Annotated in this window: 14 protein-coding genes; 10 read left to right on the plus strand and 4 right to left on the minus strand. The window is 67.5% G+C overall.

Going from position 1 to position 17833, the window contains the following annotated elements; genetic code table 11:
• Nucleotides 1-151 precede the first annotated feature (151 nt).
• A complete protein-coding gene (locus tag HPT29_RS16145; RefSeq protein WP_173946408.1) occupies nucleotides 152-367 on the plus strand; it encodes a dodecin in 216 nt (71 codons plus the stop codon).
• Nucleotides 368-585: 218 nt separating this feature from the next.
• Nucleotides 586-1551: a DUF6454 family protein gene (locus HPT29_RS16150; RefSeq protein ID WP_173946407.1), complete on the plus strand. Its 966-nt coding sequence runs from the start codon at nucleotides 586-588 to the stop codon at nucleotides 1549-1551.
• A 164-nt stretch (nucleotides 1552-1715) separates the two neighbouring features.
• Here the strand turns inward: HPT29_RS16150 and HPT29_RS16155 are convergent, their stop codons facing one another.
• Entirely contained in the window at nucleotides 1716-3527 is a 1812-nt protein-coding gene (locus HPT29_RS16155) for an ABC-F family ATP-binding cassette domain-containing protein (RefSeq protein WP_173946406.1), read from the minus strand.
• Nucleotides 3528-3640: 113 nt separating this feature from the next.
• Here HPT29_RS16155 and HPT29_RS16160 point away from each other — a divergent pair, with 113 nt between their 5' ends.
• Both HPT29_RS16160 and HPT29_RS16165 read left to right on the plus strand, forming a co-directional pair.
• Nucleotides 3641-5749, plus strand: coding sequence for a sensor histidine kinase (locus tag HPT29_RS16160; RefSeq protein WP_173946405.1), 2109 nt, complete (start codon nucleotides 3641-3643; stop codon nucleotides 5747-5749).
• A gap of 275 nt (nucleotides 5750-6024) precedes the next feature.
• The gene (locus HPT29_RS16165) at nucleotides 6025-6972 is read left to right on the plus strand and encodes an IS110 family RNA-guided transposase (protein ID WP_173944981.1); all 948 of its coding nucleotides are present in this window, start codon (nucleotides 6025-6027) and stop codon (nucleotides 6970-6972) included.
• Nucleotides 6973-6986: 14 nt separating this feature from the next.
• Here HPT29_RS16165 and HPT29_RS16170 read toward each other — a convergent pair whose 3' ends face one another.
• Nucleotides 6987-8414, minus strand: coding sequence for a coniferyl aldehyde dehydrogenase (locus HPT29_RS16170; RefSeq protein ID WP_210807064.1), 1428 nt, complete (start codon nucleotides 8412-8414; stop codon nucleotides 6987-6989).
• Nucleotides 8415-8550: 136 nt separating this feature from the next.
• On the opposite strand from HPT29_RS16170, the gene HPT29_RS16175 reads away from it, so the two are divergent.
• The 3 genes from HPT29_RS16175 to HPT29_RS16185 all read left to right on the plus strand — a co-directional run bounded on the left by HPT29_RS16175 (nucleotide 8551) and on the right by HPT29_RS16185 (nucleotide 12593).
• On the plus strand, nucleotides 8551-10164 hold the full coding sequence (locus HPT29_RS16175) for an ABC transporter ATP-binding protein (RefSeq protein ID WP_173945248.1): 1614 nt from the start codon (nucleotides 8551-8553) through the stop codon (nucleotides 10162-10164).
• Nucleotides 10165-10213: 49 nt separating this feature from the next.
• Nucleotides 10214-11650 (plus strand): aldehyde dehydrogenase family protein, encoded by a 1437-nt coding sequence (locus HPT29_RS16180; protein WP_173945247.1) that lies wholly within the window; start codon nucleotides 10214-10216, stop codon nucleotides 11648-11650.
• A 193-nt stretch (nucleotides 11651-11843) separates the two neighbouring features.
• A complete protein-coding gene (locus tag HPT29_RS16185; RefSeq protein ID WP_173945245.1) occupies nucleotides 11844-12593 on the plus strand; it encodes an SDR family oxidoreductase in 750 nt (249 codons plus the stop codon).
• A 122-nt stretch (nucleotides 12594-12715) separates the two neighbouring features.
• On the opposite strand, the gene HPT29_RS16190 is transcribed toward HPT29_RS16185, so the two are convergent.
• A complete protein-coding gene (locus HPT29_RS16190) occupies nucleotides 12716-13021 on the minus strand; it encodes a DUF2218 domain-containing protein (RefSeq protein ID WP_259060085.1) in 306 nt (101 codons plus the stop codon).
• A 183-nt stretch (nucleotides 13022-13204) separates the two neighbouring features.
• Here HPT29_RS16190 and HPT29_RS16195 point away from each other — a divergent pair, with 183 nt between their 5' ends.
• The 3 genes from HPT29_RS16195 to HPT29_RS16205 all read left to right on the plus strand — a co-directional run bounded on the left by HPT29_RS16195 (nucleotide 13205) and on the right by HPT29_RS16205 (nucleotide 16681).
• The gene (locus HPT29_RS16195) at nucleotides 13205-14686 is read left to right on the plus strand and encodes an ABC transporter substrate-binding protein (protein WP_173945243.1); all 1482 of its coding nucleotides are present in this window, start codon (nucleotides 13205-13207) and stop codon (nucleotides 14684-14686) included.
• Nucleotides 14687-14894: 208 nt separating this feature from the next.
• Nucleotides 14895-15842, plus strand: a complete 948-nt coding sequence (locus HPT29_RS16200) for an ABC transporter permease (protein WP_173945242.1) — start codon at nucleotides 14895-14897, stop codon at nucleotides 15840-15842.
• On the plus strand, nucleotides 15839-16681 hold the full coding sequence (locus HPT29_RS16205; RefSeq protein WP_173945241.1) for an ABC transporter permease: 843 nt from the start codon (nucleotides 15839-15841) through the stop codon (nucleotides 16679-16681). Before HPT29_RS16200 ends, HPT29_RS16205 begins: the two co-directional genes overlap by 4 nt.
• 129 nt (nucleotides 16682-16810) lie before the next feature.
• On the opposite strand, the gene HPT29_RS16210 is transcribed toward HPT29_RS16205, so the two are convergent.
• Nucleotides 16811-17809 (minus strand): LLM class flavin-dependent oxidoreductase, encoded by a 999-nt coding sequence (locus tag HPT29_RS16210; RefSeq protein WP_173945240.1) that lies wholly within the window; start codon nucleotides 17807-17809, stop codon nucleotides 16811-16813.
• Between the last annotated feature and the right edge of the window lie 24 nt (nucleotides 17810-17833).

Below are 17833 nucleotides of genomic sequence, written 5' to 3' on the forward strand. Positions count from 1 at the left end.
CTCCCCGGTCGCCCGTCCCGGCCGCACGCCCTTCCGCCCTCGGGGAACGACCCCGGGCGGGAGGCGCGGCCCCGTGAACGGTCCTGGCCCCGGGTCCCCTTTTGGCCGCGACGCTCTAGGTTCATGCTCTCGGCAAAGCATGGAGCGCCCCATGGATGACCACGTGTACAAGATCGTCGAACTCGTCGGCTCGTCCGAGACCAGCATCGAGGATGCCATCCAGACGGCGGTGCGACGGGCGAACCAGACCTTGAGGAACCTGCGCTGGTTCGAGGTCATCCAGACCCGCGGCCATATCGAGGACGGCGAGGTGCGCCATTATCAGGTGGTGATCAAGGCCGGATTCACCCTTGAGGCGGGCGAGTAAGCGGGCGCCTTCGTCGTTGAGCCCCATTGCTGTTCGAATGACGCCCACCCCGGCACGGCCGGCCTTGTGCCGGCCATCTCGGCTGCTTGAAGCGCCGCACCGCAAAGGATCGGGATCACCGGCACACGGCCGCAGGAGAAGCTGACAGAATTCTGGACTTCACTAAACTGACATCGCCCGCTCGCTAGAAGCGGGATCGTCACATTTGGAGGAACGCGATGGAGTGCTTTTCGAGACGTGGCCTGGCCACGATGCTGACGATGCTCTGCCTCGGCGCCATGCCGGCCGCCCTAATGGCTGCGGAGCCCGACCGGAATGTCCTGGCCGAGCGCGTGACGAAGCTCTCACGCGGCACCCAGTGGAAGCCGGTCTCCGCCGTGCCGATCAACTTCCTGACCCACCACCCGCAGGGCATGGTGAAGATCGGCGACACGCTGTTCGTATCCTCGGTGGAGATCAAGGAGCCGACCAAGCGCTTCCCGCAGCCCGTGGACGGCTACGATCGTGATACGGGCGCGGGCGTCGGGCACCTTTTCAAGCTCGACATGAAGGGCAACCTCATCGCCGACCTCACCCTCGGCGAAGGCACGATCTACCATCCGGGCGGGATCGACTACGACGGGAAGTACATCTGGGTCCCCGTGGCCGAGTACCGGCCGAACAGCCGCTCCATCGTGTATCGGGTCGATCCGGAGACCATGAAGGCCGAGGAGATGTTCCGCTTCTCCGACCATGTCGGCGGCGTGGTGCACAACACCGACGACAAGACCCTGCACGGGGTGAGCTGGGGCTCGCGCCGCTTCTACCGCTGGTCCCTCGACGAGAGCGGCAAGCCAACCAATGCGAGCGAGGCGCCCGAGAAGCTGAGGACGCTCAACACCTCGCATTATCTCGATTACCAGGACTGCAAATATGCCGGAAAAAGCCGCATGCTGTGCTCCGGCGTGACCGAGATGCGCGTGACGCCCGACGCTCCGCTGTTCCGGCTCGGCGGGCTCGATCTCGTCAGTCTCTCCGACGGTCGCCCGATCGCCCAGACCCCGGTGCTGCTCTGGACCGCCGGCGGCATGGATATGACCCACAACCCGGTCTGGATGGAGGCGAGCGATTCCGGGATCCGCGGCTACTTCATGCCGGAGGACGACAAGTCCACGCTCTACATCTACGAGACCGAGGTGAAGTAGCCTTCGCGGAAACCGTCACGCCCGCCTCACCACCGGTTCATGCCACCCTCCACGTCATCACCGGGCTCGTCCCGGTGATCCCGCTCACGAATGGCGCAGAGCCTCTCCATATCGCGATGGCCGGGACAGGCCCGGCCATGACGTGAGAGGGACGGGCCATGCCCCTACCCTTCCAGCTCCTCGCGGAGCATCTCGAGCTCGAGCCAGCGCTCCTCGGCCGCGTGCAGGTCGGCCTGGAGCTGCGTGAGCGCGTCCATGGCCTTCTGGAACCGGGCGGGATCGCGGGAATAGAGGTCCGGATCGGCCAGGATCTCGTTGACCCGGACGATCTTGGCTTCGAGCTCGCCCATGCGCTGCGGCAGGGTCCTGAGGTCGTGCTGCTCGTTGAAGGAGAGCCTGCGCTTGGCCTGGGACTGCGCCGCGGCCGCCGGCCGTTCCGCGCTCCTCGCCTTGGCCTGCTTCTCGACCGCGCGGGCCTGAACGCCCTGGCCGCGCTGCGCCACCATGTCGGTGTAGCCGCCCGCATATTCGAGCCAGCGGCCAGCGCCTTCCGACACCAGGACGGAGCTGACCGTGCGGTCGAGGAAGTCGCGGTCGTGGCTGACCAGGATGACGGTGCCGGAATAGTCCTGGATCATCTCCTCCAGGAGATCGAGGGTTTCCAGGTCGAGATCGTTGGTCGGCTCGTCGAGCACCAGGAGATTGGAGGGCTGCGCCAAGGCGCGGGCCAGCATGAGGCGGTTGCGCTCCCCGCCCGAGAGCACGCCCACGGGGGTGCGGGCCTGCTCGGGCGAGAACAGGAAGTCCTTCATGTAGCCGACGACGTGCTTGGTCTGCGTCCCGATGGTGACCGTGTCGCCGCGCCCGCCGGTCAGGGTCTCGGCCACGGTGGCGTCGGGATCGAGGCTCGCGCGGCGCTGGTCGAGGGTGACCATCTGCAGGTTGGAGCCCAGGCGCACCCGGCCCTCGTCGGGCTCCAGGGCGCCGGTGAGCAGGTTGATGAGCGTCGTCTTGCCGGCGCCGTTCGGCCCGATGATGCCGAGGCGATCGCCGCGCAGCACGCGCAGGGACAGGTTCGACACGATGGGACGGTCGCCGTAGGATTTCGCGATGCCCTCCGCCTCGACCACCAGGGTGCCGGACTGCTCGGCCTCGGCGAGGCTCATGGTGACCGTGCCGACGGCCCGGCTGCGGTCGCGGTACTGCTGGCGCATGGCATGGAGATTGCCGAGGCGCCGCACGTTGCGCTTGCGCCGCGCCGTCACCCCGTAGCGCAGCCAGTCCGCCTCTGCCACGAGCTTGCGTCCGAGCTTGTGATGCTCGGCCTCCTCCTGCTCCAGGACTTGGTCGCGCCATTCCTCGAAATGGGCGAAGCCCCGGTCCATGCGGCGGGTGCGGCCCCGGTCGAGCCAGACCGTCGCCTGGGACAGGCTCTCCAGGAAGCGGCGGTCGTGGCTGATGAGCACGAGGGCGGAGCGCAGGCTCTTCAATTCGCCTTCGAGCCATTCGATCACCGGCAGGTCGAGATGGTTCGTGGGCTCGTCGAGGAGCAGGATGTCGGGTTCGGGCGCGAGCACGTGGGCCAGCGCCGCCCGGCGGGCCTCGCCGCCGGAAAGATCGGCGGGCGTTTCCTCGCCGGTCAGCCCGAGCTGCTCCAGCAGGTAGCGGGCCCGGTAGGGATCGTCTCCCGGCCCCAGGCCGGTTTCCACGTAGGCCAGGGTCGTCGGAAAGGCGGAGAGGTCCGGCTCCTGAGCCAGATAGCGCACCGTGGCCCCCGGCTGCACGAACCGCTTGCCGCGGTCCGCCTCGACGAGGCCTGCGGCGATTTTAAGCAGGGTGGACTTGCCCGAGCCGTTGCGGCCGACGAGGCAGGCCCGCTCGCCCGGCGAGACGGACAGCTCGGCGCCCTCGATCAGCGGCGTGCCGCCGAAGGTGAGAGCAATGTCCTGAAGGAGAAGAAGAGGAGGAAGCGCCATTTCCGGTCACCTGACACCTCTTGGTCGCAGATGCAAGTCTGCTAAGAACTCTTACAAGGGTGGACGGTCGTCGAAGTTTGTGCTCCCCTTCCGACATTAAGCTGAGCGTTTGCATGACACTGACGAGGCGTCTGCTTCTTCTTGCCGTGATCTCGGTTCTGCCGGCGATCGTCATCTGGACTTACACGGAAGTCTCTCTGCGCCGCGCCCGAGAAGCGGAGGTGAACGATCTTGCCATCAGGCAGGCGCAGCTGGTGGGCGCCGAGCTCGAGCGGATCTTCGACGGCATCCACAGCCTTCTGCTCGCCATCGACGAAATTCCGTCCATCCGTGCCTTCGATACGCCGACCTGCAGCCCCTATCTGAAGGCCATTCAGGAAAAGGTGCCCTATGTGCTGTCCTTCGTGGCGATGGACATCAGCGGGCACATCCGCTGCCGCCCGACCGGGACGGTCGATACGCAGCATTACTTCGCCGACCGCCCCTATTTCCACCACGCCCTGTCGGAAAAGGGCATGGTGGTGGGCGAGTACACCCCGGTCTTCGAAGAAGGCGCGCTTCCTGCCCAACCCGTCCTGCCGCTCGCCCTGCCGATCTGGAACGACCGCGGCGACGTGGTCGGGGTCCTCGCGGCCGCTCTCGACCTCGGATGGCTGCGCCAGAAGCTGAAGGAGCGCACGGTCCCGGAGGGAGGCTCGCTCACCGTCGCCGACCGGCGCGGCATCGTCATCGTGCAGGATCCCCAGCCGGAGCGCATGCTCGGGAAGCTTCTGCCCCAGGAATACTTGCTCCAGGCCAAGGCGAAGGAGGCCGGGACCGCGGAGACCACCAGCCTCGACGGCATCCGCCGGATCGTCGGCTATCTCCCGCTCACCACTCCCCCGCACGACGTCTCCATCAATGTGGGCCTGTCGACGAAGGCGGCCTTCGCGTCGATCAACCAGGCGGCGAAGCGCGGCTTCATGCTGATCGCGGCCGCGCTCATCCTGGCCCTCTCCCTGTCGGCCCTGCTGAGCCGCGCCTTCATCACCCGGCCATTCGAACTCGTGACCGACGGCATCCGGGCCTGGCGGCAGGGCGACTACCAGTCTCGCATCGATCTGCCGGGCAAGTCGGGAGAGTTCGGCATCCTGGCGCGGGCGTTCAACGACCTGATGGACGACGTGGCCGAACGGCAGCACGCCCTGCAGGCCAGCGAGGAGCGCGCGCGCCTGGCCCTTGAGGCGGGCCATATGGGCACCTGGTGGTACGATCCCAACAAGGGCGTCGGCGGCTGGTCGACCCAGGCGACCGCCATGCTCGGCTATCCGCATGCCAACGAGACCATGGACCACCAGTACTGGCTGGACATCCTCCATCCCGAGGATCTGGACCGGGTCGTCCAGAGATGGCGCGAGGCCGTTCAGCGCCAGGGCGACTACCAGGACGAGTATCGCATCCGCCGCCCGGACGGCTCCATCCGCTGGATCAACTCCAAGGGCCGGGTGTTCTTCGACATTCAGAAGAAGCCGTTCTACTTCGTCGGAATCTTCCAGGACATCACCGAGCAGAAGCACGCGGAGGAGCAGCAGCGGTTCTTCCTCGACGAGTTGAACCACCGGGTGAAGAATACGCTGACCACCGTGCAGTCGATCGCGTCGCAGACCTTGCGCACGACGGAGACGCCCGCACAGTTCAAGGAAGCCTTCGAGGGAAGGCTTCTGGCCCTGTCGAAGACGCACAACTTGCTGACGCGCAAGTCCTGGCGCGAGGCGGAGCTGCGCGACGTGGCCGAGCAGGAGCTCGCCCCCTACCGCAAGCAGGGCGACGAACGGGTCGTCCTGAACGGCCCGAACGTCCGCCTGCCGGCGCGCTACGCCATCAATCTGGGCCTCGTGCTGCACGAGCTGGTGACGAATGCCGCCAAATACGGGGCGCTCTCGACCAATGCGGGTCGTCTCGACATGAGCTGGTCGATCGTCGAGAACGACGACCGCCCGGACCAGCTGCGCATTCACTGGACGGAGAGCGGCGGGCCGCCGGTCGCGCCGCCGAAGCGCCAGGGCTTCGGCTCGCGCCTGATCCGCCGCAGCATCGAGGGCGAGCTCGGTGGCTACATGGTGCTCAATTTTGCGGAAGGCGGCGTTGCCTACGACATCTCGGTGCCGCTCGCGCACAGCTCGAAATCATCGGACGCGAAGGTGGATTCGACGCTCGTGATCAATCCGGTGCTGCCGTCGTAAATGCGCGCCAGGCAAGGGAGGGAGCATCGGATCCGATCCCAAAAGTGGGTCCACGATTGGGTCCGATGCTTGTCTTATGATTTTCGCGTCCTGATCGAGCAAGATGAGGACACCGCCAGCGGGTCGCGAGCTCGCTGGCGGTGGGAGGGGACGGGTCGTTCCGACGCAGACCGGAGCGGGTCGAGCTAGAGTCAGACCGCCCCTCTCTTTTCCTCGTGGCCTGAACGGATACCCGGGCGTGATGGCCCGCATGACAAGCCAAGGACGCGGAAAAGATGGATCATCCTATACCACAGACCGCCGGCATCGACATTGCCAAAGATCAGCTCGATGTCTGTCTCTGCCCCGACGGGGCCACGCGCCACTTCCCCAACGACGCCAAAGGCCATCGCGCCCTCATCGCTTGGCTGGCCGCGTACGCCATTCAGCGCGTGGTCTTCGAGCCGACCGGCGCCTATCACCGCGGGCTGGAGCGCAGTCTTGCCAGTGCCGGCCTGCCGCTGGCGAAGATCAATCCCCGCCACGCCCGCCGCTTCGCGGAAGCCCTGGGACAGCTCGCCAAAACCGATCGGCTCGATGCGGCCCTGCTGGCGCGTTTTGGAGCCCTGCTCGAGCCTCCCACCCGGCCCGTGCTCAGTCCCACTCTGGATGCCATGAAGGAGCTGGTGGTGGCGCGGCAGGCGCTGATCAAGGACCGCACGGCCGCTCTCAACCGGCAGAAGGTGGTCCGCTCTCCCTTGTTGCGACGTCAGCTCGACCAGCGGCTGCGCCAGATAGTCCGCCACTTGGCTGCGGTCGACGCCCAACTTCTCAGCCTGTGTCAGGCGGATGCGGATCTCGCCCCGCGTCTGGCCATCCTCATGAGCATTCCCGGCATTGCTCAAGCCACGGCCGTGAGCCTGCTCGTCGAGATGCCTGAACTCGGCAGCCTCGATCAGAGCCAGGTGGCCAGCCTCGCCGGCTTGGCTCCGGTGGCGCGCGACAGCGGAACCTCGCGCGGTCGCCGCACGATCCGGGGCGGCCGCGCCCATCTGCGTCAGGCGCTGTACATGCCAGCGCTGGTGGCGGCCCGCTTCAATCCGGATCTGAAGGCCAAGTACCAGGCCCTGCTCGCGGCGGGCAAGCCGGCCAAGGTCGCCCTGACGGCCATCATGCGCAAGCTCATCATCCTGGCCAATGCGCTCTTGCGAGATCAGCGAAACTGGTCCCCAAAACCCGCTTGATCAATACGGATACTCTAGCGCAGCAGCATCGACAACAGACGGTTCATGCGCCCGCCGTAGGGCGGCCGCGTCATGCCGGCGCCGTTGAAGCGGGCCTGGTGGAAGACGGACCGCGCGTGGCTGAAGGTCCTGAACCCCGCCTCGCCGTGATAGGCCCCCATGCCGCTCGCGCCCACGCCGCCGAAGGGAAGCTCCTCCTGCACGCAGTGGAGCAGCGTATCGTTGATCGCGACGCCACCGGAGACGGTCCGGGCCAGCACGCGATTCACAAGCGTCCGGTCGCGGCCGAACAGATAGAGGGCGAGCGGATGCGGCCGGGCCACCATGAAGCGGCAGGCGGCGTCGACGTCATCGTAAGCGATCACCGGCAGGATCGGGCCGAAGATCTCCTCGCCCATGACGAGCGCATCGTCGGGCACGCCGGTCAGCACGACGGGGGCGATCTTGCGCCCGACCGGATCGAAGGTTTCGCCCGCCGGATTGATCTCCTGGATGCCGGCCCCGCGGGCCCGGGCGTCCGCCACGAGACGGTTCAAGCGCGTGTAGTGCCGCTCGCTCACGATGGCCGTGTAGTCGGGATTGCCCGCGAGCGACGGGTAGAGCCGTGAGACCGCCTGGCGATAGGCTGCCACAAAGGCCTCCCGGCTCTCGCGCGGCACGAGCACGTAGTCGGGCGCGATGCAGGTCTGCCCGGCGTTGAACAGCTTGCCCACGGCGATGCGCTCGGCCGCCTTGTCGATAGAGTAATCAGCCAGAACGAGGGCGGGCGACTTGCCGCCGAGCTCGAGCGTGACCGGCACCAGGTTCTCGGCCGCCGCCCGCATGACGTCGCGGCCGACCGCCGTCGAGCCGGTGAAGAGCAGGTGGTCGAGTTTCAATCGCGCAAAGGCCTTCGCCACGTCGGGCCCGCCCTGCACGACCACGACCTCGGCGGGCTCGAACACCTGGCCGACGACCTGCTCCAGCAAAGCGGACGTCCGCGGCGTGATTTCGGACGGCTTGATCATCACTCGATTGCCGGCCGCGAGCGCCCCGGCGAGCGGCGAGAGCGTAAGCTGGACCGGATAGTTCCAGGGGCCGATGATGCCCACCACGCCGAGCGGCTGATGGCGGACGGAGCCCCGGCCGGGCTGGAACATCCAGTCGATCGGCCGCCGCCGCGGCTTCATCCAGGTGCGAAAGTGCTTTCGCGCATGGCGCAGGGCCGCCACGACCGGATAGACGTCCGCGAGCTTCGTTTCGTGGACCGACCTGTGCCCGAAATCTGCCGCGACGGCTGCGGCGAAATCCTCAGCACGGCGGACGAGGGCCTTGGCGAGCGCGTCGAGACCTTCGGCCCGGCGCTCGGGCGTGAGAGGCCCGTGTTCGGCCAGGGCCACTCGCTGCGCCGCCAGGCAGGCCTGCAGTCGGTCTTTCACCGGGTTGGGGACGGCATCGTGCACGGTCTCGAGAAGCTCCACTTGATAGGCGTGATGATATGGCGGAGCTGGCGGCATTCTCAACATGGGGCCGGACGGGACGGATTGACGAAGCGGCCGGGATGGCAAGGATGGGCCTGACCCATCCAGCAGGAGCATGATGTTGAGCGGCCCCTCCCCCGTGCTGTCGATCCAGAACCTTTCCGTAGGGCTGCCCGCCCTGGCCGACCGGCAGCACGCGATCAGGGACCTGTCGCTCTCCATAAACCCAGGCGAGACCCTCTGCGTCGTGGGGGAATCCGGCTCCGGCAAGTCGATGACCGCCATGGCGACCATCGGACTCCTGCCGGCGGGCGTCCAGGTCCTATCGGGATCGATTCGGCTCGCGGGCCGCGATCTCCTGGCCCTCGACGAGGCCGGGTGGTGCGACGTGCGCGGCCGCGAGGTCGGCACCGTGTTCCAGGAGCCGATGACATCGCTCAACCCGGTGATGCGGGTGGCCGACCAGATCGCCGAGACGTTCCGCACCCACGGGCTCCTCACCGCGGCCGAGCGCGACCGGCGCGTGCTCGACCTCCTGGCCGAGGTCAACCTGCCGAACCCGGAGCTGATCGCCAAGGCCTATCCGCACGAACTCTCCGGCGGCCAGCGCCAGCGGGTCATGATCGCCATGGCGCTGGCCCTGGAGCCCAAGCTCCTGATCGCCGACGAGCCGACCACGGCCCTCGACGTGACCACCCAGGCCCAGGTCCTCAAGCTCATCGACAACCTGCGCCGCAAGAAAGGCACGGCCGTCCTGTTCATCACTCACGATTTCGGCGTAGTAGCGGAGATCGCCGACCGGGTCGCCGTGCTGCAGCAGGGCGAGCTCGTCGAGCAGGGAACCGCCGAGGAGGTGCTGACCCGCCCACGGCATCCCTACACGAAACGTCTCCTGGCCGCAGTACCCTCGCTGACGCCCCCTGCCCCGAAGCCGCTGGCCGGCCAGCCCATCGTCCTCAAGGTCGACGCCCTGACGAAGACCTATGGCGGGCGCGGCTTCCTGCGGAAGAGCCGCGAGGTCCAGGCCGCCGATGCGGTGAGCTTCGACATCCGCCGCGGCGAGACCCTGGGGCTCGTGGGCGAATCCGGCTCCGGCAAGTCGACGGTGGGGCGCTGCGTCCTGCGCCTGATCGAGCCGGACGGCGGCGCCATCGCGATCGGGGATCTCAGCTTCGGCACCCTGTCCCAGCGCGCTCTGCGCCCGCACCGGCGCCGGATCCAGATGGTGTTCCAGGACCCCTTCGCGTCCCTCAACCCGCGCCGCACCGTCGGGCGCATCATCGCCGAGGGGCCGATCACCCAGGGCGAGGATCCGGCCAGGGCCCTGGACGAAGCCCGGATCCTTCTGGACAAGGTCGGCCTGTCGGCGACGGCCGTCGAGCGCTATCCGCACGAGTTCTCCGGCGGCCAGCGCCAGCGGATCGGCATCGCCAGGGCGCTCGCCATGAAGCCGGACGTCCTGGTGGCCGACGAGGCCGTCTCGGCCCTCGACGTGTCGGTCCAGGCGGAAATTCTCAAGCTGATCCGGGGGCTGCAGGACGAGCTCGGTCTTGCCATTCTCTTCATCACCCACGATCTGCGGGTGGCCGCCCAGATCTGCGACCGCGTGGCAGTCATGCAAAAAGGTCGGATTGTGGAGATGGCCGAAACCGCGCAACTCTTCGCCCATCCGCGCGACGCGTATACGCGCCAGCTCCTGGCCGCAGTGCCGGGCATGAACACAATGATTTAGGGAGACGAAACCCGTGAACGATCAGGTCAGCGCGAGCCTCGCGCCCAACATGGTGTTCCAGAATCTCATCGGCGGGCGCGAGCGCCCCGCCTCGGACGGACTCACCCTCGACGTGCTCTCGCCGATCGACGGGTCGCTGCTCGCCCGGATCGCCGCCGGAACCGCCCAGGACATCGACGAGGCCGTGTCGGCGGCCCGTTCCGCCCTCGAGGGCTCCTGGGGCCAGCTCACCGCGACGGAGCGCGGGCGCCTGCTCATGAAGTTTGCGAGCGCTGTCGAGGCCCATGCGGAGGAGCTCGCCATCCTGGAGAGCCGCGACAACGGCAAGCCCCTGCGCCAGTCCCGGGCCGACGCCATCGCACTCGCCCGCTATTTCGAATTCTACGGCAGCGCCGCCGACAAGCTGCACGGGGATGTGATCCCCTATCTCAACACCCATTACATCGGCGTCGAGCGGGTGCCGCACGGGGTGACCGGGCATATCGTGCCGTGGAACTACCCGATGCAGATCTTCGGCCGCTCGGTCGGCGCGGCGCTCGCCGCCGGCAACGCCACCGTGGTGAAGCCCGCCGAGGACGCCTCGCTGACGATCCTGCGCGTGTCGGCGCTCGCCCGCGAGGTCGGCTTCCCGGACGGCGCCCTCAACGTGGTGACGGGCCTCGGCCGCACCGCCGGCGCGGCGCTCGCGGCCCATCCCGGCATCGATTTCCTGTCCTTCACCGGCAGCCCCGAGACCGGCACCGCGGTCCAGACGGCGGCGGCGAAGAACCATGTGGGCGTGACCCTCGAGCTCGGCGGCAAGTCGGCCCAGGTGGTGTTCGACGACGCGGATCTCGAGCGCGCTCTGCCGACCCTCGTCAACGCCATCATCCAGAACGGTGGCCAGACCTGCTCGGCGGGGAGCCGTCTGCTGATCCAACGCGGCATCTTCCAGGACGTGGTCGACGCGGTAGCGGAACGCTTCCGGAGCCTGCGCGCCGGTCATCCCGAGCGCGAGCCCGATCTGGGCCCGATGATCAACCAGGCCCAGCAGCGCCGCGTCCTCGGTTATCTCGAACGCGGCCGCAATGAGGGACTGAACGTGATCGGCGAAGGCGCGGTGGCGCCCGATGCGCCCGCCGGCGGCTATTACGTGGCCCCGGCCTTCCTGGCCCCGGTGCCGCATGAGAGCCTCCTGTCCCAGGAGGAGGTCTTCGGCCCGGTCCTCGTGGCCACGCCCTTCGACGACGAGGCGGAGGCGATTCGCCTGGCGAACGGCACGCCCTACGGCCTCGCGGCTGGCGTGTGGACCCGCGACGCCATGCGCTCGACCCGCGTCGCCCGCACCATGCGGGCCGGCCAGGTCTTCGTGAACTGCTACGGGGCCGGCGGCGGCATCGAACTGCCCTTCGGCGGCTTCGGCCGCTCGGGCCACGGCCGCGAAAAGGGCTTCGAGGGCCTGATCGAGTTCACCACGACGAAGACGCTCGTGATCGCGCACGGGTAGAGCGGCCACGCTTCGCACCTCCGCCGTCATCACCGGCCTTGTGCCGGTGATCTCGGTCGGTGGAGCGCCGCGCCTCACGAGATCGGGATGGCCGGGACAAGCCCGGCTATGACGTCGTAGGGTGGCACGCCCTAATCACCACTCCCAACTCTCCCCTCGCGGGGACAGAAAAGCACATCGAAAGGGAAGAAACATGAATCGCCTCGAAGGCAAGGTGGCGCTGGTCACGGGCGCCGGGTCCGGTTTCGGTCAGGGCATCGCGGAAACCTTCGCCCGCGAGGGCGCCAAGGTGGCCATCCTCGACATCAACGAGGCAGCGGCCAAGGCGGCCGCGGAGAAGATCGGCGCCAGCGCCATCGGTCTCGCGGCTGATGTTTCGAAGGCCACCGACGTGAACGCCGCCGTCGAGAAGACCGTGGCGGCCTTCGGCAAGCTCGACATCGTGGTCAACAACGCGGGCATCAGCCACCGCAACCGGCCCATGCTGGAGGTCGAGGAGGAGGAGTTCGACCGCGTCTTCGCAGTCAACGTGAAGTCGATCTATCTCTTCGCCAAGGCGGCCGTGCCGCTGATGCAGAACCAGGACAGCGGCGTGATCATCAACGTGGGCTCGACCGCGGGCCTGCGTCCGCGGCCCGGCCTGACCTGGTACAACAGCACCAAGGGCGCCGTGCATACCATGACCAAGTCCATGGCCGTGGAGCTCGCCCCCAGCAAGATCCGCGTCTGCGCGCTCGCTCCCGTGGCCGGCGAGACGCCGCTGCTCGCCACCTTCATGGGCGAGGACACGCCCCAGAAGCGCGAGATGTTCGTCAACTCGATCCCGCTCGGCCGCTTCTCGACCCCGCAGGACATCGCCAACGCGGCGCTCTACCTCGCCTCCGACGAGGCCAGCATGATTACCGGCGTGGTGCTCGAGGTCGACGGCGGGCGCTGCATCTGAGGCAAGCAGCCCCACTGGCGTCATCACCGGCCTTGTGCCGGTGATCCCGATCGATTTGGACGCAGCGCTTCACATCGTCGGGATGGCCGGGACAAGCCCGGCCATGACGTGAAGTCGTTGCATCACCCCTTCTGCCATGCGAAGGGCAGCGGCGCCTCCTTGAAGGCGAAGCGGTCGAGATGGGAGGCGACGACGCCTTTCATCCGCTCGAGCGTCTCGCCGTCCTGCGCCTCCACGCTCACCGTCAGGGCCTCGGGATCGGCCTTCATGGTCGCGACGGCGGCGGGAAAACGGACGGTGCCCTCGTTCTCGGAGAGCTGAACGTCGAGCTTGTGGCTCCAGTGCTTGCAGAGCTGCTGGAGGTATCGGGCGCCGTTCGCGGTAGGCACCCGGGCGGTCTCTCGAGCCATGGTGTTCAAGCCTTTCATTCCGACTGCGGCCTCAAACAGGCCGACATCCGGTGAATCTGTCGTCGTCCGATGGTTAAGCCCCGGTCACGGCGAAGTTAAGTGAAGAATCGGTAATGGACGTCTTCCATCCGGCGCGGTCCTGCGTAAGCTGGTCCCACCGCGACCTGTCGCAGCCCATGACCCGATGGAGTTCAAGCCCTGATGACGAAGCGCCTTCTGACCGCAGCTCTCCTTTTCTCCGTCAGCGTCATCCCGGCCTTTGCGGCCAAGACCTCCCTGGTGGTCGGCATGCCCATCGAGCCTCCGGGCCTCGACCCGACGGTCGCGGCCCCGGTGGCCATCCGCGAGGTCACCTGGGTCAACCTGTATGAGGGCCTCGTGCGCATCGACCGGACCGGCAAGGTCCAGCCGCTCCTGGCCAAGAGCTGGGAGGTCTCGCCGGACGGGCTGACCTACACCTTCCGCCTGCAGGAGGGCGTGAAGTTCCACGACGGTTCGGCCTTCGATTCGGCGGACGTGAAATTCGCCTTCGACCGCGCCCGCGATCCGAAATCGACCAACGCGCAGAAACAGATTTTCGCGCCGATCGCCTCCATCGAGACGCCCGATCCCGCCACGGTGGTGATCAAGCTCAAGGAGACCTCGGGCAACTTCCTCTATTATCTCGGCTGGGGCGATGCGGTGATCGTGGCGCCGGAGACGGCCGCCGGCAACGCAGCGAACCCGGTCGGCACCGGTCCTTTCAAGTTCAAGTCGTGGACGCGCGGCGACCGCGTCGAGCTCGTGCGCAACCCCGATTACTGGCAGAAGGACAAGATCAAGCTCGACAGCGTCACCTTCCGCTTCATCAACGACGCGCAGGCCCAGGTCGCGGCGCTCAAGGCCGGCGACGTGGACGCGTTTTCCAATCTCGGGGCCCCGGAGCTCTTCGCAGAGTTCCAGAAGGATGCGCGCTTCAAGGCGGTGGCCGGCAACACCGAGGGCGAGGTCGTGGCCGGCATGAACAACGCCAAGAAGCCGTTCGACGACGTACGCGTGCGGCGCGCCCTCATGCACGCGGTTGATCGCAAGGCCCTCGTGGACGGCGCCTATTCCGGGTTCGGACAGCCGATCGGCAGCTTCTTCTCTCCGAACCAACCGGCCTTCGTGGACACGACGAACGTGATCCCCTACGACGTGGAGAAGGCCAAGGCGCTCCTGAAGGAAGCGGGATACGGCAACGGCCTCTCGATCACCATCAAGTCGCCCCAAATGGCCTATGCCAGCCGCTCGGCCGAGCTGCTCTCCGCCATGATGGCCGAGGTGGGCGTCGACCTGAAGATCATCCCGACCGAGTTCCCGGCGAAGTGGATCGAGGAGGTCTTCAAGAACAAGGATTACGACGTCACCATCGTGGCCCACACGGAGCCGCTCGACATCGATATCTTCGCCCGCGACAACTACTATTTCAATTACAAGAACGACAGGTTCAAAGCCGTCGTGGCGGAAGCCGCCAAGACCACGGATGAGAAGGCGCGCTACGCGAAATACGCGGAAGCGCAGAAGATCCTGGCCGAGGACGTGCCTGCGCTGTTCCTGTTCCAGCTGCCGAAGCTCGGCGTCTGGAACGCCAAGGTGCAGGGCCTGTGGGAGAACTCGCCGATCCCGTCGAACGACGTGACGGAGGTCTCGTGGAGCGAGTGAGACCGGCGCATCGTTTCGCGCCGCCTTGCGTGAATTCACGCTCTGTCATCACCGGCCCCGTGCCGGTGATCCCGATGACGTGAAGCACCGCGCCTCTCCGAACGGCATGGCCGGCTCAGGGCCAGCCATGCCGTTCGGAGGATCCACATCGCCATCGACCACGCCCGTCTCCCTCGTCAGGCAAATGGAGCCGGCGTAGAGTAAACCCATGCTGCGTCTCGTCATCTCGCGCCTCGTCTCGCTGGCCGTCACCCTGCTGGCGGTGTCGCTGGCGATCTTCCTCATCATGGAGGTCCTGCCGGGCGATCCGGCCGCCATCATGCTCGGCACCGCCGCGCGCGAGGACACCCTCGCGGCCCTGCGACAGGAGCTCGGGCTCGATCAGCCGGCGCTCGTGCGCTACCTGGAATGGATCGGCGGCCTCATGCACGGCGATCTGGGGCAATCGATCACCTACAAGATGCCGGTCTCGACCCTGGTGGCCGAGCGCATGAACGTGACGCTGCCGCTGAGCCTGCTCGCGATCCTCATCTCGACCGCGCTCGCGCTGCCGCTCGGCGTCGCGGCCGCTTCCCGCCGCGACGGGGCGGTGGACCGCGCCGTGCTGGTGTTCAGCCAGCTCGGCGTGGCGGTGCCGAACTTCTGGATTGGCCTGCTGTTCATCCTGTTCTTCTCGACCTGGCTCGGCTGGTTCCCGGCCGGCGGCTTTCCCGGCTGGAGCTCGGGGATCTGGCCCGCCTTCCAGGCGCTGCTCCTGCCCGCATTGGCGCTCGCCCTGCCCCAGGCCGCGGTGCTCACGCGCGTGACGCGCTCGGCGACGCTCGAAGTGATCGGCGCCGACTTCGTGCGCACGGCCCGCGCCAAGGGCGTCGACAAGGGCGGGACCCTGCGCCGCCACGTGGTGCCGAACGCGCTCATTCCCGTCACGACGATTCTCGGCCTGCAGCTCTCGTTCTTCTTCGGCGGTGCGATCCTGGTCGAGAACGTGTTCAACCTGCCGGGCCTCGGACGGCTCGCCTATCAGGCGCTCAACCAGCGTGACCTCGTGGTGATCAAGGACATCGTGCTGATCTTTTCCGGACTCGTCATCGTGGTGAACTTCATCGTCGACATCGGCTACGCCCTCCTCGACCCGCGCCTGAGGGGTCGGTCATGAGCCGGCGCGCCCGCATTCCGCTCAATCCGGCCCTCGTGGTCGGCGGCATCCTCACGGCGCTGCTGATCGTCACCGCGCTGGTCTCCCTCGTCTGGACACCCGAGGTGCCGACGCGCGTCCGCGTCGCCATGCGCCTGAAAGCGCCCGGAGAGGTCGGCCTCCTCGGCACAGATCATTTCGGCCGCGACGTCGCCTCGCTGCTCATGGTGGGCGCGTGGAACTCGCTCGCCATCGCGTGGCCGGCGGTGCTGCTCGGCGCCGCCATCGGCACGGCCATCGGCTGCGCGGCGGCGGCCTGGAAGGGCATCGCCGACGAGATCGCCATGCGGGTCTCCGACGTGGTCTTCGCCTTCCCGGCGGTGCTCTCGGCGATCATGATCGGCGCCCTCGTGGGCTCGGGCCCGCTCGCCGCCATCCTGGCGATCGCCGTGTTCAACGTGCCGGTCTTCGCCCGCGTCACGCGCGGCGTCGCGCTCCAGGTCTGGACCCTGGACTACATCGCGGCCGCCCGCGCCATCGGCAAACATCCGCTGCGCATCACCTGGGAGGACGTGATCCCCAACATCGCGGGCGCGCTCATCGTCCAGGTGACGATCCAGCTCGCCCTCGCGATCCTGACGGAAGCGGGCCTCAGCTATCTCGGCCTCGGTGTGCGCCCGCCGAATCCGAGCTGGGGGCGCATGCTGAGCGATGCGCAGACCTATCTCTCGCAGGCCCCGCACCTCGCCATCGCGCCCGGCATCGCCATCGCGCTGTCGGTGCTCGGCCTGAACCTCCTGGGCGACGGCCTGCGCGATGCCCTCGATCCGACCCTGAAGGGCAGAGGTGTGGCGGCTTAGGCGCGCGGTTCTCCCCTATCCACGGACGTCGTCACCGGCCTTGTGCCGGTGATCCCGATGGATTGATGCGTAGCGCTTTTCCGTACAGGGATGGCCGGGACAAGGCCGGCCATGACAGGGGCGAATGGTTTACGCCGCCTTGCTCATCCCCTCCCGCACCTCGCTGAGGATCTCGTAGGAGCGCAGGCGCTTGGAATGGTCGTAGATCGCGGCCGCGACCATAACCTCGTCGGCGCCGGTCTGCGCGATGAAACCCTCCAGCCCGTCCCGCACCGTCTCACGCGAGCCGACGAAGGAGCAGGACAGCATGTTCATGGCCTGCGCCTTCTCGTGCGGCAGCCAGTAGCTCTCGATGTTGTCGATCGGCGGCTGGAGCTTGCCGCGGGCACCGCGGAACAGGTTGGTGAAGGATTGCTGCGCCGAGGTGAAGAGGTGACGCGCCTCCTCGTCCGTGTCGGCCGCGATCACGTTGACGCCCACCATGGCATAGGGCCGGTCGAGCTGGGCGGAGGGCTGGAAGCGCTCGCGATAGACCTGGAGCGCCTGCATGAGGGCGCCCGGCGCGAAATGCGACGCGAAGGCATAGGGCAAGCCCAGCATGGCCGCGAGCTGCGCGCCGAACAGGCTCGAGCCCAGGATCCAGACCGGCACGTTCGAGCCCGCGCCAGGCACCGCCTGGATGGCTTGGTCGGGCTGGACGGGGCCGAGCAGCGCCTGCAGCTCGAGCACGTCCTGCGGGAAGGTGTCGGCCGCGCTCGGATCGCGGCGCAGGGCCCTCAGGGTGCGCTGGTCGGTGCCGGGCGCACGGCCGACCCCGAGGTCGATCCGGCCCGGGAACAGGGCGTCGAGCGTGCCGAACTGCTCGGCGATCACAAGGGGTGAGTGGTTCGGCAGCATGATGCCTCCCGAGCCGATCCGCATGGTCTTCGTGCCGCCCGCCACATGGGCGATCACCACGCTGGTCGCCGCGCTGGCGATTCCCACCATGTTGTGGTGCTCGGCGAGCCAGTAGCGGTTGTAGCCCCACGCTTCCGCGTGCTGCGCCAGGTCGAGCGTGTTGCGCAGGGCGTCGGACGGCGTCGAGCCTTCGGGGACGGGCGCGAGATCGAGAACGGAAAAGGGAGGCATGGGCGGGCTTTCTGGTGCGGTTCA

The sequence above is a fragment of the Microvirga terrae genome, from assembly GCF_013307435.2.
Classification (GTDB): Bacteria; Pseudomonadota; Alphaproteobacteria; order Rhizobiales; family Beijerinckiaceae; genus Microvirga; species Microvirga terrae.